Below are 24,133 nucleotides of genomic sequence, written 5' to 3'. Positions count from 1 at the left end.
GCCGACCTAGTGGGAGATCCCTTGGCCTATGTAGAGCAATACCAGGAAGCGTATGGCGCCGGCGAATATGCCGCCGCCAGCGCTTGCGCGGCCGTGCTCAGCGTTGCTGAAGAGCAACAACATCTGGTGGCGTACTCCCCTTTGGTGAAACGCATCGTGCGCCAGCTCAATTCGCAGGTGTCGGGCGCCATCGACCGCGACGACATGGAACAGATTGGCCTGATGGGCTTGCTCGAAGCCTTGCGCCGCTACGGCGTGCCGGACCAGTCGTTCGGCAGCTATGCCAGCCTGCGCATCCGCGGCGCCATCCTCGATGAACTGCGGCGCCAGGACTGGCGCCCGCGCGCCGTGCGCCAGGAAAGCCACCGCCTGCGCGACAGCGTGCGCGCCCTGACCCGGCGCCTGGGGCGCGAGCCGCTGGAAGCGGAAATCATGGCGGCACTGAAACTGACGCCGGAAGCCTTCCAGGAATACCAGTTGGCGGAAAACGCCGAACTGATCGCCAGTTTCGACGAAGTGCTGCAGGAAAGCCTGGGGCAAGCCGACAGCGCACCGAGCCCGGAAGAGCAATTGATGGTGCGGCGCAGCCTGGAACAGGCGCTGCGCACGCTGGACGAGCGGGAACAGCGCGTGATCCAGATGTATTACGAATTCGAACTGAGCTACAAAGAAATTGCCGCCGTGCTGGACCTGAGCGACGCCCGCGTCTGCCAGTTGAACAAGACGGCGCTGGGCAAGATGAAAACCATGCTGCAAGACGCATAAGTTTCAGCACTATCCATCAAATTGACGCAGCACAATGACGCAGAAAGGCAGTTGACATGGTAATTATCGGTATCTTAATCGTGATGGGGTGTGTATTCGGAGGCTTCGCCCTGATGGGCGGCACCGTCCATGCGATCTGGCAACCGGTCGAGTTGATCATCATCATCGGCGCCGCCGTCGGCGCCCTGGTGCTGGGCAACCCCAAGCATGTACTCGGTGAAATGCTGCATCAGATGCGCAAGATCGTCACGCACAAGAAGCAAGGCTCGGAATTCCAGCGCCAGTTGCTGCTGCTGATGTATGAACTGCTGCAAACGGCCGCCGGCGGCCTGAAGGCGCTCGACGCCCACGTCGAGGCACCGCGCGAAAGCGCCCTGTTCCAGCGCTATCCGCTGGTGCTGGAAGAGCCGAAGCTGCTGGCCTTCATCGTCGACAACTTCCGTTTGATGGCGATGGGCAAGATCAACGCGCATGAGCTCGAAGGCGTGCTGGAGCAGGAACTGGAAGCCATCCACGACGAATTGCTGCAACCGTCGAAATCCTTGCACAAGATCGCCGAAGCCATGCCCGGTTTCGGTATCCTGGCCGCCGTTCTCGGCATCGTGATGGCCATGAATTCCGTGGCCGACGGCGCCGATGCGGCGGAAATTTCGGAAAAAGTGGGCGCCGCCATGGTCGGTACCTTCATCGGTATCTTCTTTTGCTACGGCGTGCTCGATCCGATGTGCAACATGATGAAACAGCTGGTGGGCGAGGAAGGCTCGACCATGGAATGCGTGAAGGTCGTGCTGGTCACGCACGTGGCGGGCAAACCGCCGCTGCTGGCCATCGATGCGGGCCGTCGTCTGGTGCAGCTGAACATCAAGCCAAGCTTCGCCCAGCTGGAAAGCTGGATCAATGCGCTGGAAGATGGCGGCGCCGAACAAGAGCAAGGCCAAGGCCGGGGAGGCCGCCGTGCTAAAGCCGCATGAGAAACATGAACAGGCCATCATCAAGCGTGCCGGTCGCAAGCATGATGACGATGGCCATGGCGGCGCCTGGAAAGTAGCGTTTGCCGACTTTTGCCTGGCCCTGCTGTCGCTCTTCCTCGTACTGTGGCTGATGGCCGCGCGCGAGCAGCAGGCGATGAAGGAAATCATGATGGATGCGTCGGCAGGCAGCCGCCAGGGCGAAGGCCAGGGCGTCATGCCGGAACAGAAAGGCGGACCGCGCGGCAGCTTGATCGAGCGTTTCCCGATGCCCCGCAAGGGCACGGGCGACACGCGCACGGAAGGCAAGCAGATGCAGGACGGCAAGGCCGGTACCGCACCGCAAAACCAGACCAAGGTCAGCTACCAGTCGCCGGAAGACTTGCTGTCGCTGTCGCGCGCGCTCGACAAGCTCAGCGATGAAGCGGGACTGAAGAGCAATCTGCAATCCGTGATCACGCCGTACGGCTTGCGCGTCATGCTGCACGATACGGACAAGCAAGGCATGTTCGTGCGCGGCAGCGCCGTGCCGACCGACCGTTTCCGCAAGCTGCTGCGCCAGATGGGACCCGTGTTTGCGCAAATGGATAACCAGATGCTGATCGTCGGCCACACCGACTCGATGCAATACGCCAATACCGGCTACGAAGGCTTTTCCAACTGGACCCTGTCGGCCAACCGCGCCATGTCGGCGCGCGCGCAATTGTTAATCGGCAGCATGAGTCCGGACAGCGTGCTGCAAGTGGTAGGCATGGCCGACCGCGCACCGCTGGACGTGAAAAATGCCAGCGCCGGCATCAATCGCCGCATCGAACTGTTAATATTGACGCGTGGCCAGGCTGACAGCATCGCCGCCATGTTCGGCATGGCCGGACAAAAGCCGCAAGGCGAAGAGCTGCAAGTGGGTGAACCGGATGCGGGCACCTTGCAGCGCCTGCGCGAGAAACTGGGCCTGCCCGCAAAGAAGGAGCGGGATGAGCATGCAAATTAAGGGCAAGGGACAACGTATGAAAATCTCCTCCGGCAATACCGGCGCTGCCGTACGCAGCAGCGCCGTCGCGCCGGCCGAGGCGATCGCCGAGAACGCGGGCGCCGCAGGCGCCATGGGCGGCTCGTCGGCCGGGGCGGAACTGCAATCGGCCGTGCTGCAACCGGCCATGGCCGCCCTGCGCGCCATGCCCGAGATCGATCACGAGCGCGTGGCCATGCTGCGCGATGCGCTGGCCAAGGGTGAATTGCCGTTCGATCCCTCGAAACTGGCAGGCTTGATCCAGCGTTTCCACGGCGGCGAATCATGACCGCACCGCGCAAGGGCATCACGCGCCAGGAAGCCATGCGCCGCGTACTGCAAGGCATGGCGGATGACCGCGCCGGCTATGCCGCCCTGCACACCTTGTTGGAAGAGCAATTCCAGGCCACCCTGCACCACCAGAGCGCGCAGCTGACGGCACTGGCCGACCAGGTCATCGCCGCCGTCGAGCCACTCGATGCGCGCCGCCGCCAGCGGGTCAGCCTCGTCACTGCCCTGCTGGGCCCGCAAGGCGATATGCCACAATTGTTTGCGCTATTGCAAGAAGATGCACGCGCCACCGCCGAGCGCGACTGGGCAGCGCTCGAGCAGATGGTGCTTGAATGCAAGCGCCTGAATGCCCGCAACAGCGATTTATTAACAGAGCAGTACAGCATCATGCAGCGCGTGCTGCATGGCGAGGAAGATACGTATGCGCCAGGCTGATTTCCTGACCACCCGCGCCACGGCGGCAACGCCATCGACGGCAGCCACATCCGCCGTACAGAGCAATATGCGCGCCACCGACGCCACCAGTTCCAGCGGCAACTTCAGCAGCGTATTCCGGCAAGTACAGGGAGAAGTGGCCCGCTTCATCGAACAGGGCGGCGGCAACGCCACCAACCTGAACCCGCAAGGCCGCGCCTACCTTGAACAGAGCCAGCCCGTGAATGTGCTGGGCAGCATCAACCAGGGCGGCGAGATCGGCGAAACGCAGCAGCAATTCCTTGCCTCGATCAAGCCATGGACGCAAGAAACGGGCGCGCGCCTGGGCGTGGCGCCGGAAATCGTCGCCGCCCACGCGGCGCTGGAATCGGGCTGGGGCCAGCGTCCGCTGCGCCAGGGCACGGGCGCGGACACGAATAATCTGTTCGGCATCAAGGCCGGCGGGAAATGGCAGGGCGACGTGGCCAGCAATGTCACCACCGAATACGAGGCCGGCAGCGGCACGGCCCTGAAGAAAACGGAACGCTTCCGCAGCTACCCGGACCAGGCCAGCGCCTTCCGCGACTATGCGCAAGTCTTGCTCGACAACCCGCGCTACCGCGCCGCCCTGAATACGGGGGCCGACGCCGGCGCTTTCGCGCAAGGCCTGGCGCGCGGCGGCTACGCCACCGACCCCAACTACGCCGCCAAGCTGACACAGCTGGCGACGCGTCTGCAGCGCACGGCCGCCGCAGACTGATCTTTCCTTAACGGCCGGGAAGTTCGGCCGGTTCCACCACGCCCGCATCGACCACCCTGGCACGTATCACCGTGCCGCTGGTGGCGTTGCGCACGCGAATCACCTCGCCCAGTGCGCCCGGATCCAGCGCTTCGCCGGCCATGCTCACTTCCACCTGCTCCTTGCGCGCCACGATATTCACCGCACTGCCCCGCTTGATCAACACGGGCGACGCCAGTTGCCCTTGCCGCAGCACTTCGCCGGCGCGCAAGCTGCGCCGGCTCGACAGGCCAACGGCGCCGGGCAAGGAGGCAATACTGTCGGGCACCATCGTCACGTCGCGCCGCGCCAGGGTCACGTCGCCCGCCTGCAGCGGCGTATTCGCCGTGACGGGGGCGCTGGTGACGGCCACCTGGGCCGTGATGCTGCCGCGCGCCAGCATTTCATAGCGCCAACCGTTGCTTCCAGGACACACTGCCACAAAGCGCATGCGCTGCGCCGAACGGCTGTCCGCCGTTTCCAGCGCGACGGGCGCCGCGCACGCCGGCACGGGGCGCGTGCTTTTCACCACGGTCACTTGAAACTGCGGTTCCAGCAATCCCGCCGAGGCTGCTTGCTGCACCAATTGCTCGCGCGCCAATTGTTCCACACGCGAAAATATATTGTCGGCTGGCAATTCTGCCCGTCCTGCACTACTATATAGGCTGGTCAGTAAAAAGAGGCCCGGAAGCAGTATGTGACGACATTGCGCCTTGTTCCACATCACGGAATAGTTCTCAAAGTAAATCATTGCTAACCTTAATCAAAGATACTGAAGCGGCATGACCTTACCATGCGTCAACATGACCAGGCTGGGATTTTACCTCTGCACCACCTATTTTCTAGCCCGAACCGCAAAAAGCACGATCGAATTCAACACAAAGGATGACCATGGGGATTAATTTCAAGGATGCGCTGGGCGTGCACGCCGATGCACTCGCGCTGCGTGCCGACCGCACACGCGTACTGGCCGCCAATATCGCCAATGAAAACACGCCCGGCTTCCAGGCCATGGACATGGATTTCGGCAGCGCCCTGCAACAGTTGCAGGACAACGAGGCCGGCCTGCTGTCGACCGATGACGATGCCAGCGCCCTGTACCGCGTCCCCTACCACCCTAGCCGCGACGGCAATACCGTCGAAATCGGCGTCGAGCAGGCGGCGTTCTCGCAGAACGCCACCGACTTCCAGACCAGCCTCACTTTCGTCAACATGAAACTGAAGGGTCTGTCCAAGGCCATTTCCGGACAATAAGGATCAGCATGAGCTTCCAGGATATTTCCAAGATCGCCGGTTCGGCGATGGCGGCGCAAACCGTGCGCCTCAATACCATCGCCAGCAACCTGGCCAATGCCGATTCCGTTGCCGGTTCCGAAGGCGAAACCTACCGCGCGCGTAAACCCGTGTTTGCGGCCGTGATGGACGGCCCTGGCGCCAGCGGCGCCGGCGGACGGGTACAGGTACTCGACGTGGTGCAAAGCGATGAGCCGCTGCGCAAGGTGTATGAACCGGGCCACCCGATGGCCAATGCCGATGGCATGGTGTTCTACCCCAACGTCAATCAGGTGGCCGAGATGACCGACATGATGTCGGCGTCGCGTGCGTTTGAAACAAATGTCGAAGTTCTGGGCCGCATCAAGTCGATGCAGCAATCGCTCCTCAAATTAGGTGAAGCATAATCCATGGAAACCAATCTCTTTACAAACAACACCAGCGGCAGCAACACCAACAGCAATGCCGTCAAGTCGCAAAGCAATGCCACCCAGGATATGTTCACCAAGTTGCTGGTCGCGCAGATCAAGAACCAGGATCCCCTCGCGCCGACCGATCCGAGCCAGTTCGTCAATCAATTGACGCAGCAGGCACAAACGGAAGCGATGCAAAACCTGTCGGCGCTGACCAGCGCCAATGCCAGCGTGCTGCAATCGATGCAGGTGCTGGCCCTGGGCGCGCAAGTGGGCTCCGAAGTGATGGTCAACAGCGAAACCGTCCAGCTCGACAAGAGCAAGGTCAGCGGTACCATCGCGCTGGCCGCCGGCACCACCAAGACCACCGTCACCCTGAAAGGGCAGGACGACAAGGAATACAAGATCGAACTGGGCGCCAAGTCGCCCGGCACGGTGCCGTTCACCATCGATCCCGTGGCCTTGGGCTTGCCTGCCGGCACCTACAGCATGAAGGTCAGCACCAGCGGCGCCGAAAAACCAACGGTCGACATTGCAGGCAAGCTTAACAGCGTGCGCCTGTCGTCCAGCGGCAGCATGATTCTGAGCGTGTCGAACCTGGGCGAAGTCAACCCTGGCGCGATCACCGGCTTTAATGGCAAGACGGCCTGATCCGGCCCTTGGTTCCCCAAACACACTAATCTCGTCCTTCACTAAAGGAAGTCAACATGAGTTTCGACATCGCCCTGTCCGGTATCCAGTCCATCAACCAACAGTTGAACAGCACCAGTAACAATATCGCCAATGCCGGCACCTACGGTTTCAAGAGCAGCCGCGCCAACTTTTCGGCCATGTACGCCGGTTCGCGCGCCACGGGTACGGAAATCGGTTCGGTCACGCAAAGCATGTCGCTCAATGGCGGCGTACTGAACACGGGCCGCGCGCTCGACGCGGCCATCGATGGCCGCGGCTACTTCGTCGCGCGCGATGCGCAAAACACCATGAGCTACAGCCGCGTCGGCATCTTTTCGGCCAGCAATGACGGCAAGCTGATCGACTCGAACGGTCGCCTGGTGCAAGGTTATGCCGCCGTCAAAGGCAGCACCACCCTGGGCACCATGGGCGACATGCTCATTCCGACGGGCCAGATTCCCGCCGTGGCGTCGACCAAGCTGGCGTATGCCGCCAACATGTCGTCCGAATGGACCATCAAGACCGTGCCATTCGACAAGACTAGCGAACTGAGCTACAACAGCGCCAAGTCCTCGATCATCTACGATTCGCTGGGCGCCAAGCACTCGCTGGGCCAGTACTTCGTCAAGACGGCAGCGGGCGTGGACGTGCACTACACTCTGGACAACGTCGATGTAACATTGCCAGGACCTGCGCCGCTGGTGACAAGCATGGCCTTCAACACGTCCGGCAAGCTGACGATGACCGCGCCGGTCACGCTGGCGCTGGGCACGCCGCCAGGCGCCGCGCCGCTGTCGATCGCCATCGATTACACGGGCACGACCCAGTTCGCCGGCGAATCGACCACCTCGACCGACCGTTCCGACGGCTATGCCTCGGGCACCTACACGGGCGTGGAACTGGCCGATGACGGCTCCGTCGTGGCGAAATACACGAACGGCCAGAAGCAAAGCATCGGCGTGATCGCCCTGGCCACCTTCCCAGACGAAGGCGCCTTGACGGCCATCAACGATACCAGCTGGGTCGCGTCGACCACGTCCGGCACCGCCATCTATGACCGTCCAGGCGTCGGCATGGCCGGCAAACTGGTGACGAGCTCGCTGGAGCAGTCGAACGTCGACATCACCTCCGAACTGGTGGGCCTGATGACGTCGCAGCGTAACTACCAGGCGAACTCGAAAGTCATCTCGACCGAGAACGCCATGCTGCAATCGCTGATGCAAGCGCTGTAATCCACGATACGCAAAGGTAAAGAGCAATGGATGCGCTGATTTATACCGCCATGAGCGGGGCCGACCGTGCCCTGCGGGCACAGCAGGTACACGCCAACAACCTGGCCAACATCGAGACGGGTGGCTTTCGCGCCAACCTGGAAGTGTCCACTGCCCAGCCGTTGCAAAACGGCTATGGCTACGACGACCGCCACATGACGCAGACGCAGTCGAGCGCCATCGGCACGCGCACGGGCGCCATCAAGGAAACGGGACGCGAACTCGACGTGGCCGTCACGGGCCCCGGCTTTCTCGCGGTGCAGTGGCAAAACGGCGAAGCCTACACGCGCGCCGGCGCCATGGACCTCGATGAAACGGGCGCCCTGACCATCAATGGCCGGCCCGTGCTGGGCGAAGGCGGTCCGATCACGATTCCCGAGCACACCAGCCTGTCGATCGGCGCCGATGGCACGATTTCCATCCAGGTGCCGGGCACCGCGCAAATGCAGACGGTCGACAAGCTCAAGCTGGTCAACGCCGAAGCGGGCGAGCTGACCAAGAACGAGGCGGGCCTGATCGTGGCGCGCGGCGGCGAAGACTTGCAAGCCGATCCGACGGTACGCATCCGCGACCGCCACCTGGAAGGCAGCAACGTCTCGGCCGTCGAGGAAATGGTCGCCACCATGAGCCTGAACCGCAGTTTCGAGATGCAGATGAAAATTTTCAAGGCCAGCGATTCCATGACGGAGTCGGGCAACCGCCTGCTGGGCGCCTAAGCCCAACGCCAACCAATTACCAGGAGTAAACCATGAATCCAGCAATGTGGATCAGCAAGACCGGCGTGCAGGCACAAGATGCCAAACTGCAAGCCATCGCGAATAACCTGGCCAACGTCAATACCGTCGGCTTCAAGCGCGACCGCGTCGTCTTCGAAGACCTGTTTTACCAGGTCGAGCAGCAGCCGGGCACGCAGCGCGCCGACAATACCCTGTCGCCATCGGGCGTGCAGTTGGGTAACGGTACCCACATGGTCGGCACGCAAAAGGTGTTTACCACCGGCAGCCTGCAAACGACGAGCCGCGAATTCGACGTCGCCATCACCGGCAACGGCTTCCTGCAAGTGCTGCGCCCGAACGGCGAAGCGGCCTACACGCGCGCCGGCCAGCTGGGCATCAATGAAAACGGCGTAATGGTCAACGCCCAGGGCTTGCCCCTGGTGCCGCAAATCACCGTGCCGAACAATGCCACGGCGATCACCATCGGCGAAAACGGCATGGTCACGGCCACCGTGCCGGGCAATGTCAACGGCACCCAGCTGGGCCAGCTGAACCTCTCCAGCTTCATCAACCCGACGGGCCTGCTGGCACTCGGTGAAAACCTGTTCCAGGAAACGGCATCGAGCGGCACGCCAACGGAAGGCCGTCCTGGCGAAGGCGCACTGGGCAAGCTGAAACAATTCGCGCTGGAAGGCTCGAACGTGCAGGTGGTCGAAGAGATGGTCGACATGATCGCAGCCCAACGCACCTATGAAATGAACACCAAGGTGCTGTCGGCCGCCGACAATATGCTGCAATACCTGGCGCAAGCGGCACGCTGATGACAGTCGCCATGAAAACCACGGCAGCCATGCTGCTGGTGTTGATGGCCGGTTGCGCCAGCCGGCCGGCGGCGCCGGTGGCGCCCAGCTTTTCCGATACGCCGCTGCCCGTGGCGCCGCGCAGCGCTGCGCGCGGCGGCGTCGGCGGCGGCGTTTTCAATCCCGACGCGGGCCTGGACCTGATCTCGGACAGCCGCGCCTTCCGCGTCGGCGACGTCGTCACGGTGGCCTTGCAGGAAACCACGCAGGCCAGCAAGAAGGCGGGCACCTCGTTCAACAAGGGTTCGTCCGTCGGCGTGAATGCGGCCAATATTCTCGGCAAGACCTTCCCCAAGACCGGTATCGACCTGTCGGCCGACCGCAACTTCGCCGGCGACTCGACCAGCACGCAGCAAAATGCGCTGTCCGGCGCCATCACCGTGATCGTGCAGGAAGTGCTGCCGAACGGTTTGCTGCGCGTGCAGGGCGAGAAAACCCTGACCCTGAACCAGGGCGAGGAATTCGTGCGCCTGCGCGGCTACCTGCGCGCCGCCGATATCGATTCGAACAACCAGGTGTCATCGTTGCGCATCGCCAATGCACAGATCGCCTATTCCGGCCAGGGCACCCTGGCCGAAGCCAATACACCAGGCTGGCTGACGCGCTTCTTCGTCGGCCCATGGATGCCGTTTTAAGGTGACCTCATGAAATTTCGTTCCGCCCTGCCCCTGGCAGCCATGCTGGCCGTGCTCTCCGGCCTTGCCCTGCCCGCCAGCGCCGCGCAAGTGCTGCGCAACCTGGTCAGTATCGAGGGCGTGCGCGACAACCCGCTGGTCGGCTACGGCCTCGTCGTGGGCCTGAACGGCAGCGGAGACACCACCCAGGTGAAGTTTTCCAGCCAGTCCGTGGTCAACATGCTCAAGCAGTTCGGCGTCAAGATGCCGGACGGCGCCGAAGCGAAAAGCAAGAACGTCGCCACCGTCATGGTCAGCGCCGTGTTTCCACCAGGATACCGCCGTGGCCAGGCTATCGACGTCACCGTGTCGTCCTTGGGCGATGCGAAAAGCTTGCGCGGCGGCACCTTGTTGCTGACGCAATTGCGCGCGGCCGACAATGAAACGTATGCGCTGGCGCAAGGCAACGTCGTCGTCGGCGGCTTGAACGCCACCGGCAAGAGCGGCTCTTCCGTCACCGTCAACACGCCCACCTCGGGCCGCATTCCCAACGGCGCCAACATTGAGCGCGAGATTCTCAGCGATTTCTCGACCAAGCCGACCGTCACCCTGAACTTGCGCCACCCGCATTTCGAGACGGCCATCAATATCGTCGAAGCCGTCAACCGCCGCTTTGGCGCCGTCGCCACCACGCGCGACGCCACCAGCGTGGAAGTGCTTGCGCCTGAAAACCCGACCCAGCGCGTGGCCTTCATGGCCAAGCTCGAAGCGCTGTCCGTCGATGTCGGCGTCGATACGCCGAAAGTGGTCTTCAATTCGCGCACGGGCACCGTCGTCATCGCCGAAGGCTTGCGCGTGAAGGCGGCCGCCGTCACGCACGGCTCGCTCAAGGTCGTCATCTCCGAAAGCTCGGCAGTGAGCCAGCCGGCACCGTTCGGCCGCGGCCAGACCACCGTCACGCCGCAATCCAAAGTGTCCGTCGACCAGGGCAACGGCAATATGTTCAAATGGCCGGCCGGCGCCAAGCTGCAATCGATCATCGACGTGGTCAACAGCCTGGGCGCTTCGCCTGATGATATCATGGCAATTTTACAAGCCCTCGACCAGGCTGGTGCCATCGAAGGCGAACTGGTGGTCATATGATCAACATCAACGACAGCAGCAGCGCCCTGCCCTCGGCGCTCGACGACAAATCCCCTGCGGCCGCCGCGCCGGCCGATCCCCGCTATGCGGCCAAGGCCACCGAAGCGGCCGTCAAGTTCGAAGCCTTCTTCATCTCGCACATGCTGCGCCAGATGCGTTCTGGCACGCGCGAGATGGCGGGCGAGGACAGCGTCTTCAAGGACCCCGTCAACAGCGACATGCTGGAAATGGCCGACAACCTGGTGGCCGACAAGATGGCTGGCCAGCGCGCCTTCGGCATCGCCGATGCCATCCTGCGCCAGCTGCTGCCGGCAGCCGGCGCCCCCGTGGCCGCCAAAAGCACTGTCAAGACCGACAATATTGCGGCCCCGCTTAATAAATCCGTCTGAAGCGTCGCCTGTACAAGGTAACAACGATTCAATGCCTGCCCACCCGCATGCGCCACACTCTTCACGAAAGAAACTTGCCCAATGAGCATCATCAGCAATGCATTGTCAGGCAGCATCGCCGCCCAGGCCGCACTCAATGCGGCCAGCCAGAACATCGCCAACCTGCAAACGGCGGGCTACACCCGTCAAGGCGTGCTGTTGTCTTCGCTTGGCGCCACCGCCGGCGTGCGCTCGGCCGGCAATGGCGTGGAAGTGTCCGCCCTGCTGCGCTTTGCCGATGCTTATAAAAGCCAGCAAATGTGGCGCGCCGCGTCCGACCAGGGCGCCCGTTCGCAGACCCAGCCTTACCTGACCCAGCTCGAGCGCGTGATGGGCGACGATGCCTCCAGCATCAGCAACGGCATCGACGGCTTTTTCGCCGCACTCAACGCCTCGGCCGTCGACCCGACCTCGACACCGCTGCGCCAGCAGATCATCACCTCCGCCGACGCCATGTCGCAACGATTCAACAGCATCAGCACCGTCATGGGCAACCAGTTGCTGTCGCTGCAGCAACAACGCGCAGCGATCGTGCCGCAAGCCAATACGACGCTGGCCAATATCGCTGCGCTGAACCAGCGCATCAGCGCCTCCACGGCCTCGGGTACGAACGTGTCGTCGCTGATGGATGCGCGCGACCAGCTGATCGACGGCCTGGCCTCGCAAATGGGCATCGACGTCCTCGACCAGCCGGACGGCTCGCGCAATATTTCGCTGAAGTCGGGTCAGCCGCTGGTGATCGGCAGCCTGGCCGGCACCTTGACCAGCAACATGACGAACACGGGCGAGCAAACCTTGAGCCTCGATTTCGCCAAGTCGTCGTACACCCTCGATCTGGTCGCCATCGGCGGCCAGATGGGCGGCCTGGGCGAATTCGAGAGAAATACCCTGAAACCGCTGCAACAGTCGCTGCAAGACATGGCCACCCAGTTGACCAGCAAGGTCAACGCACAGCTGGCCTTGGGCAAGACCATGGCCGGCACATCCGGCGCCCCCCTGCTGGCCTACGCGAATGGCAAGCTGAGCATTACTCCCGGCTTCAACGCCAAGGACCTGGCCCTGTCGCTGACGGGTGCGGCCGGCGACAGCGGCAACTTGCAAAAATTGATCGATATCAAGAATCAATCGATCAACGTCAGCTGGGTGGGTACGGTCCTGATGAGCGATGCGGATACGCAGCTGGTCGGCAAGCTGGCTATCTACAGCCAGCAGAACCAGGCCCTGCTGAAGACGTCCAACACAGTGCGCGCGCAAGCGATCGATGACTGGAAGTCCACCAGCGGCGTGAACAAGGACGAGGAAGCGATGAACCTGGTCGAATTCCAGAATATGTATCAGGCAAACATGAAAGTCATTTCCGTGGCGAATACCTTGTTTGATGCCACTTTGCAAATGATGGGTTAAGGAGAAGATCATGCGTGTCGCCAGCAGCCAGTACCAATCGCTGATTAATATTTCGCTTCAGCAAAATCAAGAACGCATCAATTACCTGACCCAGCAAATGTCGTCGGGCCTGCGCATCCAGCTGCCATCGGACGATCCGATCGGCAACGTGCGCATTTCGCGCCTGACGCGCGAGCAAGCCATGGTCACGCAATACCAGGACAATATCGCCACGGTGAAAGTGCGCCTGCTGAAGAACGAAAACTACCTGTCGAGCATGGTCACCGACATGGGCCAGGCACGTGATCTGCTGGTGTGGGCCGCCGACGGCGGCAATGCGCCGGACGACCTGAATGCGATGACGCAATCGCTGATCGCCATGCGCGACAGCGTGCTGTACACGGCCAACCTGAAGGATCAGGAAGGCCGCTACATGTTTTCCGGCACCGCTACCGACCAACCCGCCATCAAATACGATCCGGGGGCAACTGCAGGTTCGCGCTACACCTACATCGGCAATACCGACACGCAGACCGTGGTGGTGGGCAATGGCGTGACGCAGGCGGCCAACGTCGACGTGAAGAACCTGGAAGTATGGCTGAACAAGATCGACCAGGCCATCACCACTCTGGGCGTGCCTGGCGTCAGCCCGAACGATCCGGCCGTGCGCAGCGTGGTGGGTGCGGCGCTCGATGGCACCGATGACGGCATGGATTTACTCTCCGGCAAGATCGCCATCTTCGGCGGCGCGCAAAACATCCTCACCACGCTCTCCGGCAACCTGGCCAATGTGTCGCTGTCGAACAATTCGGCCCTGCTGGACCTGAAAAAGACCGACATGGGCGCGGCGGCCATTGAACTGACCGGCTACCAGACGGCCCTGCAGGCAACCTATAAAGCCTACGCCAAGGTTGGCACCATTTCCCTGTTTGATCTTCTCTGACCATCATGCAAATCGTTCAGACCTCCTCCTCTTCCGGCGTCAATGCCAAAGGCGCCGGCACAGCGCGCGTCGTCGATGACGCGTCCGCCGCGGTCAAAGGCAGCGCCAGCGAAGCGCCGGCAGCGAGGAGTTCGACGGCGAGCCTGCAGCGTGGCCTGAGCAACTGGGATCACCAGTTGCAGGGAGAAATTTCTAACGCGCAACAAACCCTCGACTACCTGGAACGCAGCAGCAGTCAGTTGCAAGCGCTGAAAAGCGAGCTGGCGGCCAAGCTGGCCGCGCGCCAGGGCCGCGAAGGACAAGTCGAGGCCAGAGTACGCCAGTTCAGCAATACCTGGCGCCAGCGCGCCAGCGCCTCGGGCGGCACGCTCGATGCGCAACTCAGCTATACCAGCCCGCAGGCGGCACAGCAGAACTTCAGCATCCGCGGCCTGACCATGGCCAGCCTGCAGGAAGGCCCGCAGGAAGTGCTGGCCTTTTCCGTCGGCGGCGCGAACCAGGCCTTGCGCTCGGTGAATATCGAACCTGGCCTGAGCCAGAATGAAATCGTCTCGCGCTTCGACCGCGCACTGATGCCGTCCGGCATCGGCGTCAAGCTGGGCGAGAATGGCGAACTGGTGTTCAGCACCTCGGAAGCGGCCTGGACCAACGTGCGCGACAGCCTGTCCGTGCGCGGCAGCGGCATCCGCTACCCGACCGGCCAGATGAGCCGAGTGCGCACGGATGCGGAACCGGCCGCCATTTCCCCGGAAGAATGGCATACCGGCGATACGGAAGCACTGCGCGCCACCTTGCAGCAAGTGGTGCAGGCGCTGGCGCAGTTGCAGGCGGCGCGCAGCTCCGTCAGCCTGGCCCTGGCGCAAGCCACGGGACGGGTGGCCCGCGCGCAACCGGTGCAAGTGCACGTCAGCATGGATACCCTGGCGGAAAACTTCACGGAAAAGGCCAGCCAGCCCGGCTATGAATCGCTGCTGGCGATCAGCTCGGCGCTGGTCGGCATCAGCCGCGAGCGCGTCGTCGCGCTGCTGGGCCTGGAATAAATCCCCCTAGCTCAGGACGCTGGAAATCCGTAAGATGCTGCTGTCGCTGGCGCGTTGACCCACACGCCAGCGCATCCCGTCATCCACCTCCGGAGTTCCCTTGATAAAGACCGCCGCCCGGCTGATCAGTTACGCCCTGTTGGGCAAATCCGGCAAGCAAACCCTCGATATCGCCAAGGTGCGCAAGGTATTGATTTTGCGCAACGACAAGATCGGCGACATGATCGTCACCACGGCCCTGCTGCGCGAGCTGAAGAAGTACTATCCGCACTGGCAGATCGACGTGGCCGCCAGCAGCGCCAACCGGGCAGTGATCGCCGACAATCCGCATGTGAGCGAGATCCTCATCTGGGACAAGCAGCCGCTGCTACGCGACTTGCGCACCAGCATCGCCGAGCTGCGCCAGCGCCGCTATGACATCATCTTCAACCCCTACAACCGTTTTTCGATTCCCTTGCTGCTGCGCATCAAATGGCTGGGTGCGCGCTATTTGACGGGCTTTGCCATTCCCAAATACGGCACCTCGACGGCCAAGCTGGGCATGTTTGACCATACGGTGCCCTGCGACCGCAGCCGGCACATCCTGCACAGTTTTTTCGCCACGTTCGGGCAATTCGGCTTGCGCGACATCGATATGCGCTATGAACTGTTCGGCGTGGACGCGCACGCGGCGCAGGTGGACACCGCCTGCGACACCCTGCTGCGCAGCCACGAGGGCTTGTTTTGCCTCAATTTCCAGGGCAGCAATGCGCAACGCACGGTCAGCGTGGCCGATGCCCAGCGCTGCTGCGCCGCCCTGGCCGCACGCTATCCGCGCCATGCGCTGCTGGTGATCGCCGCGCCAGGCACCGAGGCGCGCGCCGCCGAGATCGTGCGCGGCGCCGGCCATGCCAACGTGATGGCCGCGCCGCCCACCGGCCACATCCTGGAGCTGGCGGCCCTGATCCGCCGCTGCGAACTGGTGCTCTCGCCCGACACCTCGGTGATCCACATCGCCTCGGCATATGACAGGAAAATCGTCGGCTACTACATCCGTACCGACAATTACCGCTGGTTTTATCCGGCCAGTCGCCATTACCGCGTGATCCTGGCGCCTGGCCTGACCCTGGTCAGCGTCAACGCCGCCGAGACCCTGGCCGCCGTGGAACAGTTGATGGAAGGCGACGGGCAGGCGCAAGCGACGATTCAAGCCGCCGGCTGAGCCGCCAGCAAGCAACTCATCTGCCCTGCCGCCAGCGCGCGGGAAAAGAAATACCCCTGTGCATAGTCGCAGCCGGCGGCGCGCAGCAGGTCGCGCTGCGTCGCCGTCTCCACGCCTTCGGCCACGACTTTCACTCCCAGCCGCTGCGCCAGCGCAATGATTGCCTCGCACAGGCCCAATCCAGCATCATCGCGTCCCAGTTCGCCAACCAGCGAACGGTCGATCTTGAGAAAGTCGATACCGGCCTTCCGGATGCATCCGAGCGACACTTGGCCGCTGCCGAAATCGTCGAGCGCCAGCGCCAGGCCCATGGTGCGGAACTGGCGCAGGCGGTCGGCCACCTGGCGCGCCTCGTCGAGCAGCACGGCTTCCGTTGTTTCAATGACGATGGCGCCCGGCGCCAGGCCCGCCCGCGCCAGGGCATGGCCCCAGTCCTGGTACAGCGCGGCGTCGCAGCGAAATTCCGCGGGCGACTTGTTGATACAGACCTGGAACCCGGCGCCATGCTCATCCCGCCACTGGCGCGCCTGACGCACGACCTGCTGAAAGACCCACTCGCCGATATCGATGATCAAGCCGTTTGCCTCGGCAAAGGCGATGAAATCGGCGGGCACGAGCAAGCCGCGCAGCGGATGGCGCCAGCGCAGCAGCGCCTCGGCCCGCTCGATCGTGCCATCGCACAGGCGGATGATGGGCTGGTAATACACCTCGAACTGTTCCTGCGCCAGCGCCAGGCGCATCTCGCGCACCGTGCTGCGGCGCAGGTCGGCAGCCTGCTGCAGGGCCGGCGTGAAATAGCTGTAGCCATTGCGCCCCGCGCTCTTGGCCGCATACATGGCCTGGTCGGCATGCCGCAGCAAGGTGTCCGTTGCCTCGGCGTCGGCCGGATACAGCGCCACGCCCACGCTGGCCGACACTTGCGCCGTGTCGCCGTCGAGCACGAAAGGCAGGGCCAGCGCCGTCGTCAATTCCTGCAGCACGCGCTCGATGCCGCCCAGCTGCCCCACGCCGGCCAGGATGACGGTGAACTCGTCGCCGCCCAGGCGCGACACCGTATCCGTGGAACGCACGCGCTCGCTGATGCGCAGCGCCGCCTGGCGCAGCAGCATGTCGCCCTTCTCGTGGCCGAGGCGGTCATTCACCTGCTTGAAATGGTCGAGATCGATGAACAGCAGGGCCAGGCAACCGCCTTCGCGGCTGGCGTGGCGCGCCTCGTGCTGCAAGCGGTCGAGGAACATATGGCGGTTCGGCAATCCCGTCAACGGGTCGAAATTGGCTTGCCGCCAGATGCGCTCGGACGCGGCGCGCTGTGCCGTGATGTCGCTGACCAGCGCCAGCGCACCCAGGTAGGTGCCGCCGGAATCGAAGATGGGATTGGTGGCCAGGGTGGCCCACAAGGTGCTGCCGTCACGCCGCTGGAACTTGAATTCATGGCGCTCGACGATGCCATCCTGGCGCCGCGCGATGTTGCGCTCCAGGATGGCGCGCCCCTCGTCATCCATGAAGGCGGCCAGCGGCTGGCCCAGCATGTCCTCGATCTGGCAAGCGAGCATGTGCGCCATCTTCGGATTGACAAAGCTGGTCAGCGCCTGCGCATCGATTTCCCAGATGCCCTCCTCGGCGCTGTGCACGATGCGCCGGAAGCGCTCTTCGCTGCGTTCCAGCGCGGCCAGCTTGCCCTCGGCCTGCTCCAGCACCAGGCGCAGCGCCTGGCCGTTCGGATCGGCGCTGCCCAGCAGGCTGACGGGCAAGCCTGCCTCGCGCGCGCCGGGGCGCAGCCGCACCTGCAGCTGGATGCGCTCGGGTTCACTGCTATTGAGCACGCGCTGCACGAACTGCTCGAAATCGTGGAGGAACGCCTCGTGCACATAGGAGCGGAACAGCACGTGGCCAAGGCGTTCGCGCACCAGGCCGAACAATTCGGCCGCCACCAGGTTGACCTGCACGATCACGCCATCGAGGCCAAGCACGAAATAGGCGACGGGCGCCAGCAGGTATAAATCGTTGAAATACGCTTGCTCGCGCTCGGCCTTCACCCGTTCCGGGCTGAAGACGCCATCGTCAAGCAGGGGCGCGGCATGCCGCGGCACGCCGTGAAGGCTGTGCGAGGAGGAATCCGGCGCAGGTACCGCTAGCGGTGGTGTGTCCATGGCTATCCTTTGCACCGCCGCCCTGGCAACCAGGTGGGTGCAGTTGCGAGACTAGCACGCGCCACGCGCAGTGTCGAGCCAAGCCTGCCATGGATGTCATCTCTACAACAAGGCGCTTCAGCGGCCCATGCCGCGCCGGCGCAAACCGAAATCATGGCCCACCACCAGCAAGGTACTGGCCACCAGGCTCGATAACCCCACGATCAGCTGGATCAATTTGTCGTCAGGCAAGATCCACAGCGACGAGTCCGGCGTCTCGCAGCCCGTGGCCGCGCTGATCAGGGGAGAGACCCAGACCGCGTCCGGCGTCACGTCCAGCACGACGGCGCCGTCGGCGCTTGTCTGCATATAGATATCGCCGCCCTCGGCCAGGGTAAAGCAGATGCCCACACCCGTTTCCGTGGCGCGGATATTGTCCTGCATGCTGCGGTTATGTTCTTCGATCCACACCTCCACGTCGTATGGCGTTTCCAGGTGCTCCCACGGACGGGGGCGGAAACGGGGACGTTCGTCCGCGCTGGCGGGAGTGTCGGGAACGTCGGGGATGTTGCTGTCTGCTGCGCCTTGCATGCTGGTTGACCTTTTCTGCGGTGATGCGGCGGGACCGGTTGCCTGCCAGCCGCCATTATCCACCGATCACGGCACGCATGGTATTCCCACAGCGAATCTATCAGAAAAACTGACAGCTATCGACTTCAAACATCAGTACACCTGACTTAAAATACGCGCCATCTCTTCTTTACAGGCTTTACATGCAAGGCATCAAACGCAAAATCGTCTACGTCACCGCCTTTGAAATCATCGGCATGGCCATTTCCACGGCTTGGCTGACCCTGCTTTCGGGCGAGTCGCCCACCAGCACGGGGCCGCTGGCCATCATGATCACCACCATTGCCGTGATCTGGAACCTGCTCTACAACACGGCCTTCGAATACTGGGAAATCCGCCAAGTGTCGCGCACGCGCACCGTCTGGCGCCGCATCCTGCATGCAATCGGCTTCCAGATCACCTTGGTGATTTACCTGATCCCATTGATCGCCTGGTGGCTCGACATCAGCTTGTGGCAGGCGTTCGTGCTGGACTTCGCCCTGATGCTGATCATCCCGTGCTACAGCTTCATTTTTAATTATTTCTTCGATGGCCTGTTCGGTGTGCCCCTGTCGGCGCAGCAGCCGAAGGAAGAGCCAGCGGACGTTCAGGCCGCTTCGCTGAGTAACTGAAGAAAGGACCGCGCCGCCATGCCCAGCGGCCGGTCCTTCATCCACACCAGGTGGATGGGCACGACCAGACCATTGCCCGTATTCTTGAACGCCACGCAGCGCACCCGCCCCGCCGCCAGAGAATGCTGGATGGCCGAGGCGGCAAAGTTGCCCCATCCCAAGCCCGCTTCCACCATCGCCAGCGCCATCGGCAAGCTGTCCGTGCGCCAATAGGACAGCCCCACCACGGGACGCGCATCGGCCAGGTCGAGTTCGCGGCTTGCGACGATGATCTGACGCAAATTCACCAATTCCTCGATATACAAGGGCTGGCCGGCCGCGCTGGGCGGATGCTGGGTGGAAATAATCGCCAGCAAGGCATCGCTGCCCACCAGCTGGAACTGTTCCTCGTGATTGATGCGTCCGCCTGCGAAAGCCATGCAGGCGCTGATGCGCCCCCGGTGCAGCATGTCGAGCACATCGTCCTGCGGCGCCGTCAGCACTTCGATGTCGAGCAGCGGATGGCGCTGCGACAGCGCGCGCACGGCAGCCAGGAAGGGCGTATGGTCGAGCTCGGCCGCAATGCCCAGCGAAATGCGGCTCTCCAGTCCCTGCGACAATTCCTGCACGTGCAGGTGCAACTGCTTCAACTGCTCGGCGATCAGGCGCGCATGCGGTATCAGGGCCATCGCGGCCGGCGTGGGCACGGCTTCGCGCGCGCCCCGGTCGAACAGGGTGATGCCCAGTTCCGCCTCGATGTTGGCCATCGCCATGCTGACCGCCGACGGCGCCCGCCGCAAGGCGCGCGCGGCGGCCGAGAACGAGCCGCCGTCGACGACGGCCAGGAACAGTTCGATGTTATGGCTGGACAGTTTCATGGAATCGGAAAGTGGGAAGCGGAAAGCGGGCGGCACGTTTGCGCCGCTGGCGATAGAATGAAAGAAATCCCGATAGCAGGAGGAGCCATGACTCATCCACTTCCCTACCGGCGCGGCGGCTATGTCTCGGAATTCACGCGCTTTATCGACGGCTACCTGCGCGACCATCCCGAAGCGCAAACCAGCCAGCGCCTGGGCTGGCGCATTTACTGGGAACGCCCCGTGAATTTCGATGAATGGCGGCGCACCGAACGCGATAGCGTGCCGGAGCCGCCCTACCATTACGACTAAAAGGTCTTAGCCTTTCCAGGTGCGCTGCAAGCCCGTATCCGCATGGATCCAGCCGCCACGGGGGCCGGAGCGGTAATAAAAGCCCACGCCTCCCTGTTTGAAGCTGCGCACGAGCGAACCGAGCACTTCCGCGTTCAGATTTGCCACGCGGATGTCGGCGGCGCGGCCGGAAATGTGCAGCGACTGGCGCGCGGCCGGTACGCCCGCCTCGCGCAGGCGGCTGTTCGACTCAGCCGTGCGGTAGCCCGACAGGATCTCCAGCGGCTGCTCGATGCCGTAACGGGCCACGAACGCTTGCGTACCCCACAGGGTTTCCAGCAGTTTCGGGTCGATGGGCGCCGTCTTCTTGCCGTTCACGTCGCGCAGCAAGTGGCAAAGTTCCTGGTAGGCCGAATCGATGACCTCGCCATCTTTCCAGTACAGCAGCTTGGCTTTTTCATTGCTGGCCGGGCGCACCACTTCCAGGGTGCGGGGCTTGAGCCAGAATTCCAGGTCCAGCGCCTGCGCGTCGAAGATGTCGGGAGGCGGTTCCATCTCGGTGATGACCTGGCGCGACTGCGAGGTGACCGAGCGGTCAATGCTGGCCAGTTGCGTCGGCTGGGGTGGCACGCCCGTGCGCGGCGCGCGCGGCTTGGCGCTGGCCGAAGCCGAGGCGGGAGCGGCCGTGCGCGAGGCGCAGCCTATGAGCGGGGTGGCAACCAGGCCCAGCGCGGCCAAGCCCATACCGTGGTGTAGAAAATTTCTGCGCGATGCCATAGTCAGTCCAATATAACGATGGGAATACTATAGCGTATTGTGCCGCGAAGAAAAACCCTCAATGCCTATCGTGGCGCCCTCATTTCACCTTCGGGCGCCCTACGCGGCGGCGGCGCTGGCCACGCTGTCCCGATTTGCCTGCGCCAATGCCGTCAAAGGCTTGTCGAGCAGATAACCCTGGGTGACGATGGGCAATCCCGTGGCGGCGGCGATGCGCTGCAGCGCGGCCAGCGCGGCCGGCGTGTCGAGGCGTTTGAAAATGACGCGGATTTTCGCCGCATGGCACACGGTGACGAAGCTGGCGACGGCCTGCTCGTCGCTGAGGTTGCCCGCGTCAAGCTTGAATGCATGCGGATGCAGGCGCTCCAGCATGCCCGTGGCCTCCTGCACGCTGGCCACGTTGATGGCCAGGCGGAAGCCGTTGCGGCGGTAATTGTCGGCCACATAGTTGAGCAGCCAGCCCTGGTTCGGCGTCACCGTCGGCAATTGCAGCACGATGCGCTCGATGGGCAAGCCCAGCGCGTCGAGGATGCGCTGGAAGGCGTGGCCGTGATTGCTGCTGACGGCGCTCAGCAGGCGGTCATGCACGTTCAGATACAGGTCGGCTTCCTCCGCTTCGCTCTGGCGGAAAAAATTAATGGCGTGCAGCATGCGGCACAGCCGGTCCAGCTCCACGGATTCATCGTCGCTGGCCGCGTGATCGAGCAAGCGCCACAGCGACAAGCCTTCGTCCGCCTTCGACACGCTGCGCGCCAGCCCCTCGAACGCCACCAGCTTGCCGCTTTCCAATTCGCGCAGCGGCTGGAAAGCGCTGGTCATGGTGCAATTGAAAAAGCGCCCCAGCGCCCTGCCCTCCCCGTCGAGCCAGACGCTGGTGCCGGCCTGGGTTTGGTGCGACAGGCGGGCCAGGTAATTTTTCAGGACGGGAAATGGCATACGTGCTCCTTCATCGGGCTGCGCCAGCTGCCCTCATGGGGAAGACGGCGCCAAAGTGTGCAGAGTAAGGCAGCGCCAACCAAAGGAGAACGAATGGTTTCGCCATTTGATATGCGCCCAACACATATGGGATGCGGCGACCAGCGCATAACGATACTCGGAAACATTCCTTCCAGCCACCTGCCCCGGCCTTTACTGTGTTCATGTACCGATACCATCAGGAAGGGCCGCCATGTGCCAGTTACTCGCAATGAACAGCAGCAAGCCCGCGGCGCTGGGTTTTTCCTTTGCCGGCTTTGCCGAACGGGGCGGACGCACGGACGAGCACCGCGACGGCTGGGGCATCGCCTATCATTCCAGTAGCGGCTGCACCCTGCTGACGGATCACCTGGCTGCCATCGATTCGCCGCTGGCAGCCCGGGTGCAGCAGCATCCCGTGAAGGCGAAAAACATCGTCGCGCACATCCGCAAGGCCACGCAGGGCCGCATCGCGCCGGAAAACACGCATCCGTTCGCTCGCGACCTGTGGGGCAAGACCTGGTCGTTCGCCCACAATGGCGACTTGAAAACGTGGCGCGCGCCCGCCAATGCGCACTACCGCGCCAGCGGCGACACGGACAGCGAGCAGGCCTTTTGCCACTTGCTGGCCCGTTTGCGCACGCGCTTCCCCTTGGGCGAACCCGCGCGCGCCGACTTGCGCGCCGCCATCGCCGAGGTCGCCACGGAAATCGCCGCGCACGGCACATTCAATTTCATCCTGTCGGACGGCGAGCTGCTGTTTGCCCACTGTTCCACGCATTTGCACTTCGTGATACGCGAATACCCGTTTTCCGTCGCGCAACTGATCGACTGCGAGCGCAGCATCGACTTTCGCCAGCATAATCACCTGGACGACCGCATCGCCGTCATCGCCACGCATCCGCTGACGCAAAACGAGGACTGGCTGGCGTTCGCGCCCGGCGAACTGAAACTGTTTGCGGGCGGCACTTTGCTGCCGGCAAACGAGAGCGTGCCGCAAGGCGTGTATATCCAGATCAGTTACTGAAGGGAAATATTCAAACGGAGGAAATGGCCCGCCGCCGGATGGGCGGGCTGAAGTGCAGAAAAGCCGTCAGGCCGAATTGCAGTTGCAAAAGCGCTTGCGCTTGGGGTCGCCGCTAGCGATACCCGCGGGGTCAATCTGTTTCCAGCAAAAAATCGTTTCCACGCCATACGGCGAACGCACATTGCCCGCCTCGACATACCCTTGCTTGACGAAAAAGGACTGGCTGCTGGCCGTGCTGTGCAGTTGCAGGGCCTTGATGCCCCACTCGCGCGCCTGCGCCTCCAGTTGCTCCACCAGCGCCTTGCCCGCGCCGCGGCCTTGCGCCTCGGGCAGCAGGTAGCACAGGGCCAGCTTGCCGGCGCGCGTCAGCAAGCCGACGCCGACAACGGCGCCCGCCTCGACTGCGACCAGCGAAAAATTGGTAGGCGACGCAAACCAGCACGCCACCATCTGCGGTGTTTTATTGCCCAGCCAGGCTTCCAGGATGGCCGGATCGTCCCGATGATCGAGGCTGCAGCATTCGACGATGGAGCGTCGTAATACGTTGCACGCCTCGAAAGCGTCGGTCGATGTTGCAATACGAATTTCAAGACTCATGTACGCTCACAAAATATTCCAGTTGCCGATGCAGACGGTTTTACCCCTGTATCGTGCGATTCGACTATACACCAAGCGGCGCTTTCGGGTTTTTTGCCGC

29 protein-coding genes are annotated in these 24,133 nt (G+C 63.0%); 22 read left to right on the top strand and 7 right to left on the bottom strand.

What is annotated here, in order from left to right; translation table 11 throughout:
• Positions 1 to 21 precede the first annotated feature (21 nt).
• The 6 genes from AC3IQ7_RS13430 to AC3IQ7_RS13405 are packed head-to-tail and all read left to right on the top strand — an operon-like array spanning position 22 to position 4,207.
• On the top strand, positions 22 to 765 hold the full coding sequence (locus AC3IQ7_RS13430) for a FliA/WhiG family RNA polymerase sigma factor (protein WP_077403148.1): 744 nt from the start codon (positions 22 to 24) through the stop codon (positions 763 to 765).
• Between the two features lie 56 nt (positions 766 to 821).
• A complete protein-coding gene (motA, locus tag AC3IQ7_RS13425; protein WP_034757817.1) occupies positions 822 to 1,736 on the top strand; it encodes a flagellar motor stator protein MotA in 915 nt (304 codons plus the stop codon).
• Entirely contained in the window at positions 1,663 to 2,724 is a 1,062-nt protein-coding gene (locus AC3IQ7_RS13420) for a flagellar motor protein MotB (protein ID WP_099380188.1), read from the top strand. The genes motA and AC3IQ7_RS13420 overlap by 74 nt, the downstream gene beginning before the upstream one ends.
• 16 nt (positions 2,725 to 2,740) lie before the next feature.
• Positions 2,741 to 3,031 (top strand): flagellar biosynthesis anti-sigma factor FlgM, encoded by a 291-nt coding sequence (gene flgM, locus AC3IQ7_RS13415; RefSeq protein WP_034757812.1) that lies wholly within the window; start codon positions 2,741 to 2,743, stop codon positions 3,029 to 3,031.
• The gene (gene flgN / locus AC3IQ7_RS13410) at positions 3,028 to 3,468 is read left to right on the top strand and encodes a flagellar export chaperone FlgN (protein WP_099380189.1); all 441 of its coding nucleotides are present in this window, start codon (positions 3,028 to 3,030) and stop codon (positions 3,466 to 3,468) included. The genes flgM and flgN overlap by 4 nt, the downstream gene beginning before the upstream one ends.
• Positions 3,455 to 4,207: a glycoside hydrolase family 73 protein gene (locus AC3IQ7_RS13405; RefSeq protein WP_322428920.1), complete on the top strand. Its 753-nt coding sequence runs from the start codon at positions 3,455 to 3,457 to the stop codon at positions 4,205 to 4,207. Before flgN ends, AC3IQ7_RS13405 begins: the two co-directional genes overlap by 14 nt.
• 7 nt (positions 4,208 to 4,214) lie before the next feature.
• Here the strand turns inward: AC3IQ7_RS13405 and flgA are convergent, their stop codons facing one another.
• Complete coding sequence (flgA, locus tag AC3IQ7_RS13400) at positions 4,215 to 4,862, bottom strand: flagellar basal body P-ring formation chaperone FlgA (RefSeq protein WP_099380191.1); 648 nt, start codon at positions 4,860 to 4,862, stop codon at positions 4,215 to 4,217.
• 254 nt (positions 4,863 to 5,116) lie between these two features.
• On the opposite strand from flgA, the gene flgB reads away from it, so the two are divergent.
• The 13 genes from flgB to AC3IQ7_RS13335 all read left to right on the top strand — a co-directional run bounded on the left by flgB (position 5,117) and on the right by AC3IQ7_RS13335 (position 16,181).
• On the top strand, positions 5,117 to 5,479 hold the full coding sequence (flgB, locus tag AC3IQ7_RS13395) for a flagellar basal body rod protein FlgB (RefSeq protein ID WP_034758109.1): 363 nt from the start codon (positions 5,117 to 5,119) through the stop codon (positions 5,477 to 5,479).
• Between the two features lie 8 nt (positions 5,480 to 5,487).
• Positions 5,488 to 5,904 carry a flagellar basal body rod protein FlgC gene (flgC, locus tag AC3IQ7_RS13390; protein ID WP_034757795.1) on the top strand — a complete coding sequence of 139 codons (417 nt, stop codon included), beginning with the start codon at positions 5,488 to 5,490 and terminating at the stop codon, positions 5,902 to 5,904.
• Between the two features lie 3 nt (positions 5,905 to 5,907).
• Positions 5,908 to 6,561: a flagellar hook capping FlgD N-terminal domain-containing protein gene (locus AC3IQ7_RS13385; protein WP_489210065.1), complete on the top strand. Its 654-nt coding sequence runs from the start codon at positions 5,908 to 5,910 to the stop codon at positions 6,559 to 6,561.
• 56 nt (positions 6,562 to 6,617) lie between these two features.
• The gene (locus AC3IQ7_RS13380) at positions 6,618 to 7,814 is read left to right on the top strand and encodes a flagellar hook protein FlgE (RefSeq protein WP_489210064.1); all 1,197 of its coding nucleotides are present in this window, start codon (positions 6,618 to 6,620) and stop codon (positions 7,812 to 7,814) included.
• A 26-nt stretch (positions 7,815 to 7,840) separates the two neighbouring features.
• A complete protein-coding gene (locus AC3IQ7_RS13375; protein ID WP_099380194.1) occupies positions 7,841 to 8,569 on the top strand; it encodes a flagellar basal body rod protein FlgF in 729 nt (242 codons plus the stop codon).
• Between the two features lie 32 nt (positions 8,570 to 8,601).
• Positions 8,602 to 9,390, top strand: coding sequence for a flagellar basal-body rod protein FlgG (flgG, locus tag AC3IQ7_RS13370; RefSeq protein ID WP_167389655.1), 789 nt, complete (start codon positions 8,602 to 8,604; stop codon positions 9,388 to 9,390).
• Positions 9,391 to 9,401: 11 nt separating this feature from the next.
• Complete coding sequence (gene flgH, locus AC3IQ7_RS13365) at positions 9,402 to 10,064, top strand: flagellar basal body L-ring protein FlgH (protein ID WP_099380232.1); 663 nt, start codon at positions 9,402 to 9,404, stop codon at positions 10,062 to 10,064.
• Between the two features lie 9 nt (positions 10,065 to 10,073).
• Complete coding sequence (locus AC3IQ7_RS13360) at positions 10,074 to 11,186, top strand: flagellar basal body P-ring protein FlgI (protein ID WP_099380195.1); 1,113 nt, start codon at positions 10,074 to 10,076, stop codon at positions 11,184 to 11,186.
• Positions 11,183 to 11,575, top strand: coding sequence for a flagellar biosynthesis protein FlgJ (locus AC3IQ7_RS13355; protein WP_416208785.1), 393 nt, complete (start codon positions 11,183 to 11,185; stop codon positions 11,573 to 11,575). Before AC3IQ7_RS13360 ends, AC3IQ7_RS13355 begins: the two co-directional genes overlap by 4 nt.
• A gap of 81 nt (positions 11,576 to 11,656) precedes the next feature.
• Entirely contained in the window at positions 11,657 to 13,018 is a 1,362-nt protein-coding gene (gene flgK / locus AC3IQ7_RS13350; RefSeq protein ID WP_099380196.1) for a flagellar hook-associated protein FlgK, read from the top strand.
• A 10-nt stretch (positions 13,019 to 13,028) separates the two neighbouring features.
• Positions 13,029 to 13,940: a flagellar hook-associated protein FlgL gene (flgL, locus tag AC3IQ7_RS13345; RefSeq protein WP_489210060.1), complete on the top strand. Its 912-nt coding sequence runs from the start codon at positions 13,029 to 13,031 to the stop codon at positions 13,938 to 13,940.
• A gap of 5 nt (positions 13,941 to 13,945) precedes the next feature.
• A complete protein-coding gene (locus AC3IQ7_RS13340; protein WP_489210058.1) occupies positions 13,946 to 14,980 on the top strand; it encodes a hypothetical protein in 1,035 nt (344 codons plus the stop codon).
• A gap of 100 nt (positions 14,981 to 15,080) precedes the next feature.
• Complete coding sequence (locus AC3IQ7_RS13335; RefSeq protein WP_489210056.1) at positions 15,081 to 16,181, top strand: glycosyltransferase family 9 protein; 1,101 nt, start codon at positions 15,081 to 15,083, stop codon at positions 16,179 to 16,181.
• On the opposite strand, the gene AC3IQ7_RS13330 is transcribed toward AC3IQ7_RS13335, so the two are convergent.
• Both AC3IQ7_RS13330 and AC3IQ7_RS13325 read right to left on the bottom strand, forming a co-directional pair.
• Positions 16,166 to 18,331, bottom strand: coding sequence for a putative bifunctional diguanylate cyclase/phosphodiesterase (locus AC3IQ7_RS13330; RefSeq protein ID WP_489210054.1), 2,166 nt, complete (start codon positions 18,329 to 18,331; stop codon positions 16,166 to 16,168). The two genes, AC3IQ7_RS13335 and AC3IQ7_RS13330, sit on opposite strands and share 16 nt — an antisense overlap.
• Positions 18,332 to 18,448: 117 nt before the next feature.
• Positions 18,449 to 18,901, bottom strand: coding sequence for a hypothetical protein (locus AC3IQ7_RS13325; RefSeq protein ID WP_489210052.1), 453 nt, complete (start codon positions 18,899 to 18,901; stop codon positions 18,449 to 18,451).
• Positions 18,902 to 19,083: 182 nt separating this feature from the next.
• Between AC3IQ7_RS13325 and AC3IQ7_RS13320 the strand changes: the two genes are divergently transcribed.
• Entirely contained in the window at positions 19,084 to 19,551 is a 468-nt protein-coding gene (locus AC3IQ7_RS13320; protein WP_070291265.1) for a PACE efflux transporter, read from the top strand.
• On the opposite strand, the gene AC3IQ7_RS13315 is transcribed toward AC3IQ7_RS13320, so the two are convergent.
• Positions 19,527 to 20,408: a LysR family transcriptional regulator gene (locus AC3IQ7_RS13315; protein ID WP_035826890.1), complete on the bottom strand. Its 882-nt coding sequence runs from the start codon at positions 20,406 to 20,408 to the stop codon at positions 19,527 to 19,529. The two genes, AC3IQ7_RS13320 and AC3IQ7_RS13315, sit on opposite strands and share 25 nt — an antisense overlap.
• 87 nt (positions 20,409 to 20,495) lie before the next feature.
• On the opposite strand from AC3IQ7_RS13315, the gene AC3IQ7_RS13310 reads away from it, so the two are divergent.
• On the top strand, positions 20,496 to 20,699 hold the full coding sequence (locus AC3IQ7_RS13310) for a DUF3460 family protein (protein ID WP_035817978.1): 204 nt from the start codon (positions 20,496 to 20,498) through the stop codon (positions 20,697 to 20,699).
• A gap of 6 nt (positions 20,700 to 20,705) precedes the next feature.
• On the opposite strand, the gene AC3IQ7_RS13305 is transcribed toward AC3IQ7_RS13310, so the two are convergent.
• Complete coding sequence (locus AC3IQ7_RS13305) at positions 20,706 to 21,455, bottom strand: YcbK family protein (RefSeq protein ID WP_416208784.1); 750 nt, start codon at positions 21,453 to 21,455, stop codon at positions 20,706 to 20,708.
• 99 nt (positions 21,456 to 21,554) lie between these two features.
• Positions 21,555 to 22,391 (bottom strand): EAL domain-containing protein, encoded by an 837-nt coding sequence (locus AC3IQ7_RS13300; RefSeq protein WP_322428912.1) that lies wholly within the window; start codon positions 22,389 to 22,391, stop codon positions 21,555 to 21,557.
• A 232-nt stretch (positions 22,392 to 22,623) separates the two neighbouring features.
• Here AC3IQ7_RS13300 and AC3IQ7_RS13295 point away from each other — a divergent pair, with 232 nt between their 5' ends.
• Entirely contained in the window at positions 22,624 to 23,436 is an 813-nt protein-coding gene (locus tag AC3IQ7_RS13295) for a class II glutamine amidotransferase (protein ID WP_322428911.1), read from the top strand.
• Positions 23,437 to 23,502: 66 nt separating this feature from the next.
• Here AC3IQ7_RS13295 and AC3IQ7_RS13290 read toward each other — a convergent pair whose 3' ends face one another.
• Entirely contained in the window at positions 23,503 to 24,033 is a 531-nt protein-coding gene (locus AC3IQ7_RS13290; RefSeq protein WP_225240924.1) for a GNAT family N-acetyltransferase, read from the bottom strand.
• Between the last annotated feature and the right edge of the window lie 100 nt (positions 24,034 to 24,133).

It is taken from the genome of Janthinobacterium sp. GL_088 (assembly GCF_057837845.1).
The sequence above is the reverse complement of the archived record's forward strand: the minus strand, read 5'-3'. Positions and strand labels throughout refer to the sequence as shown.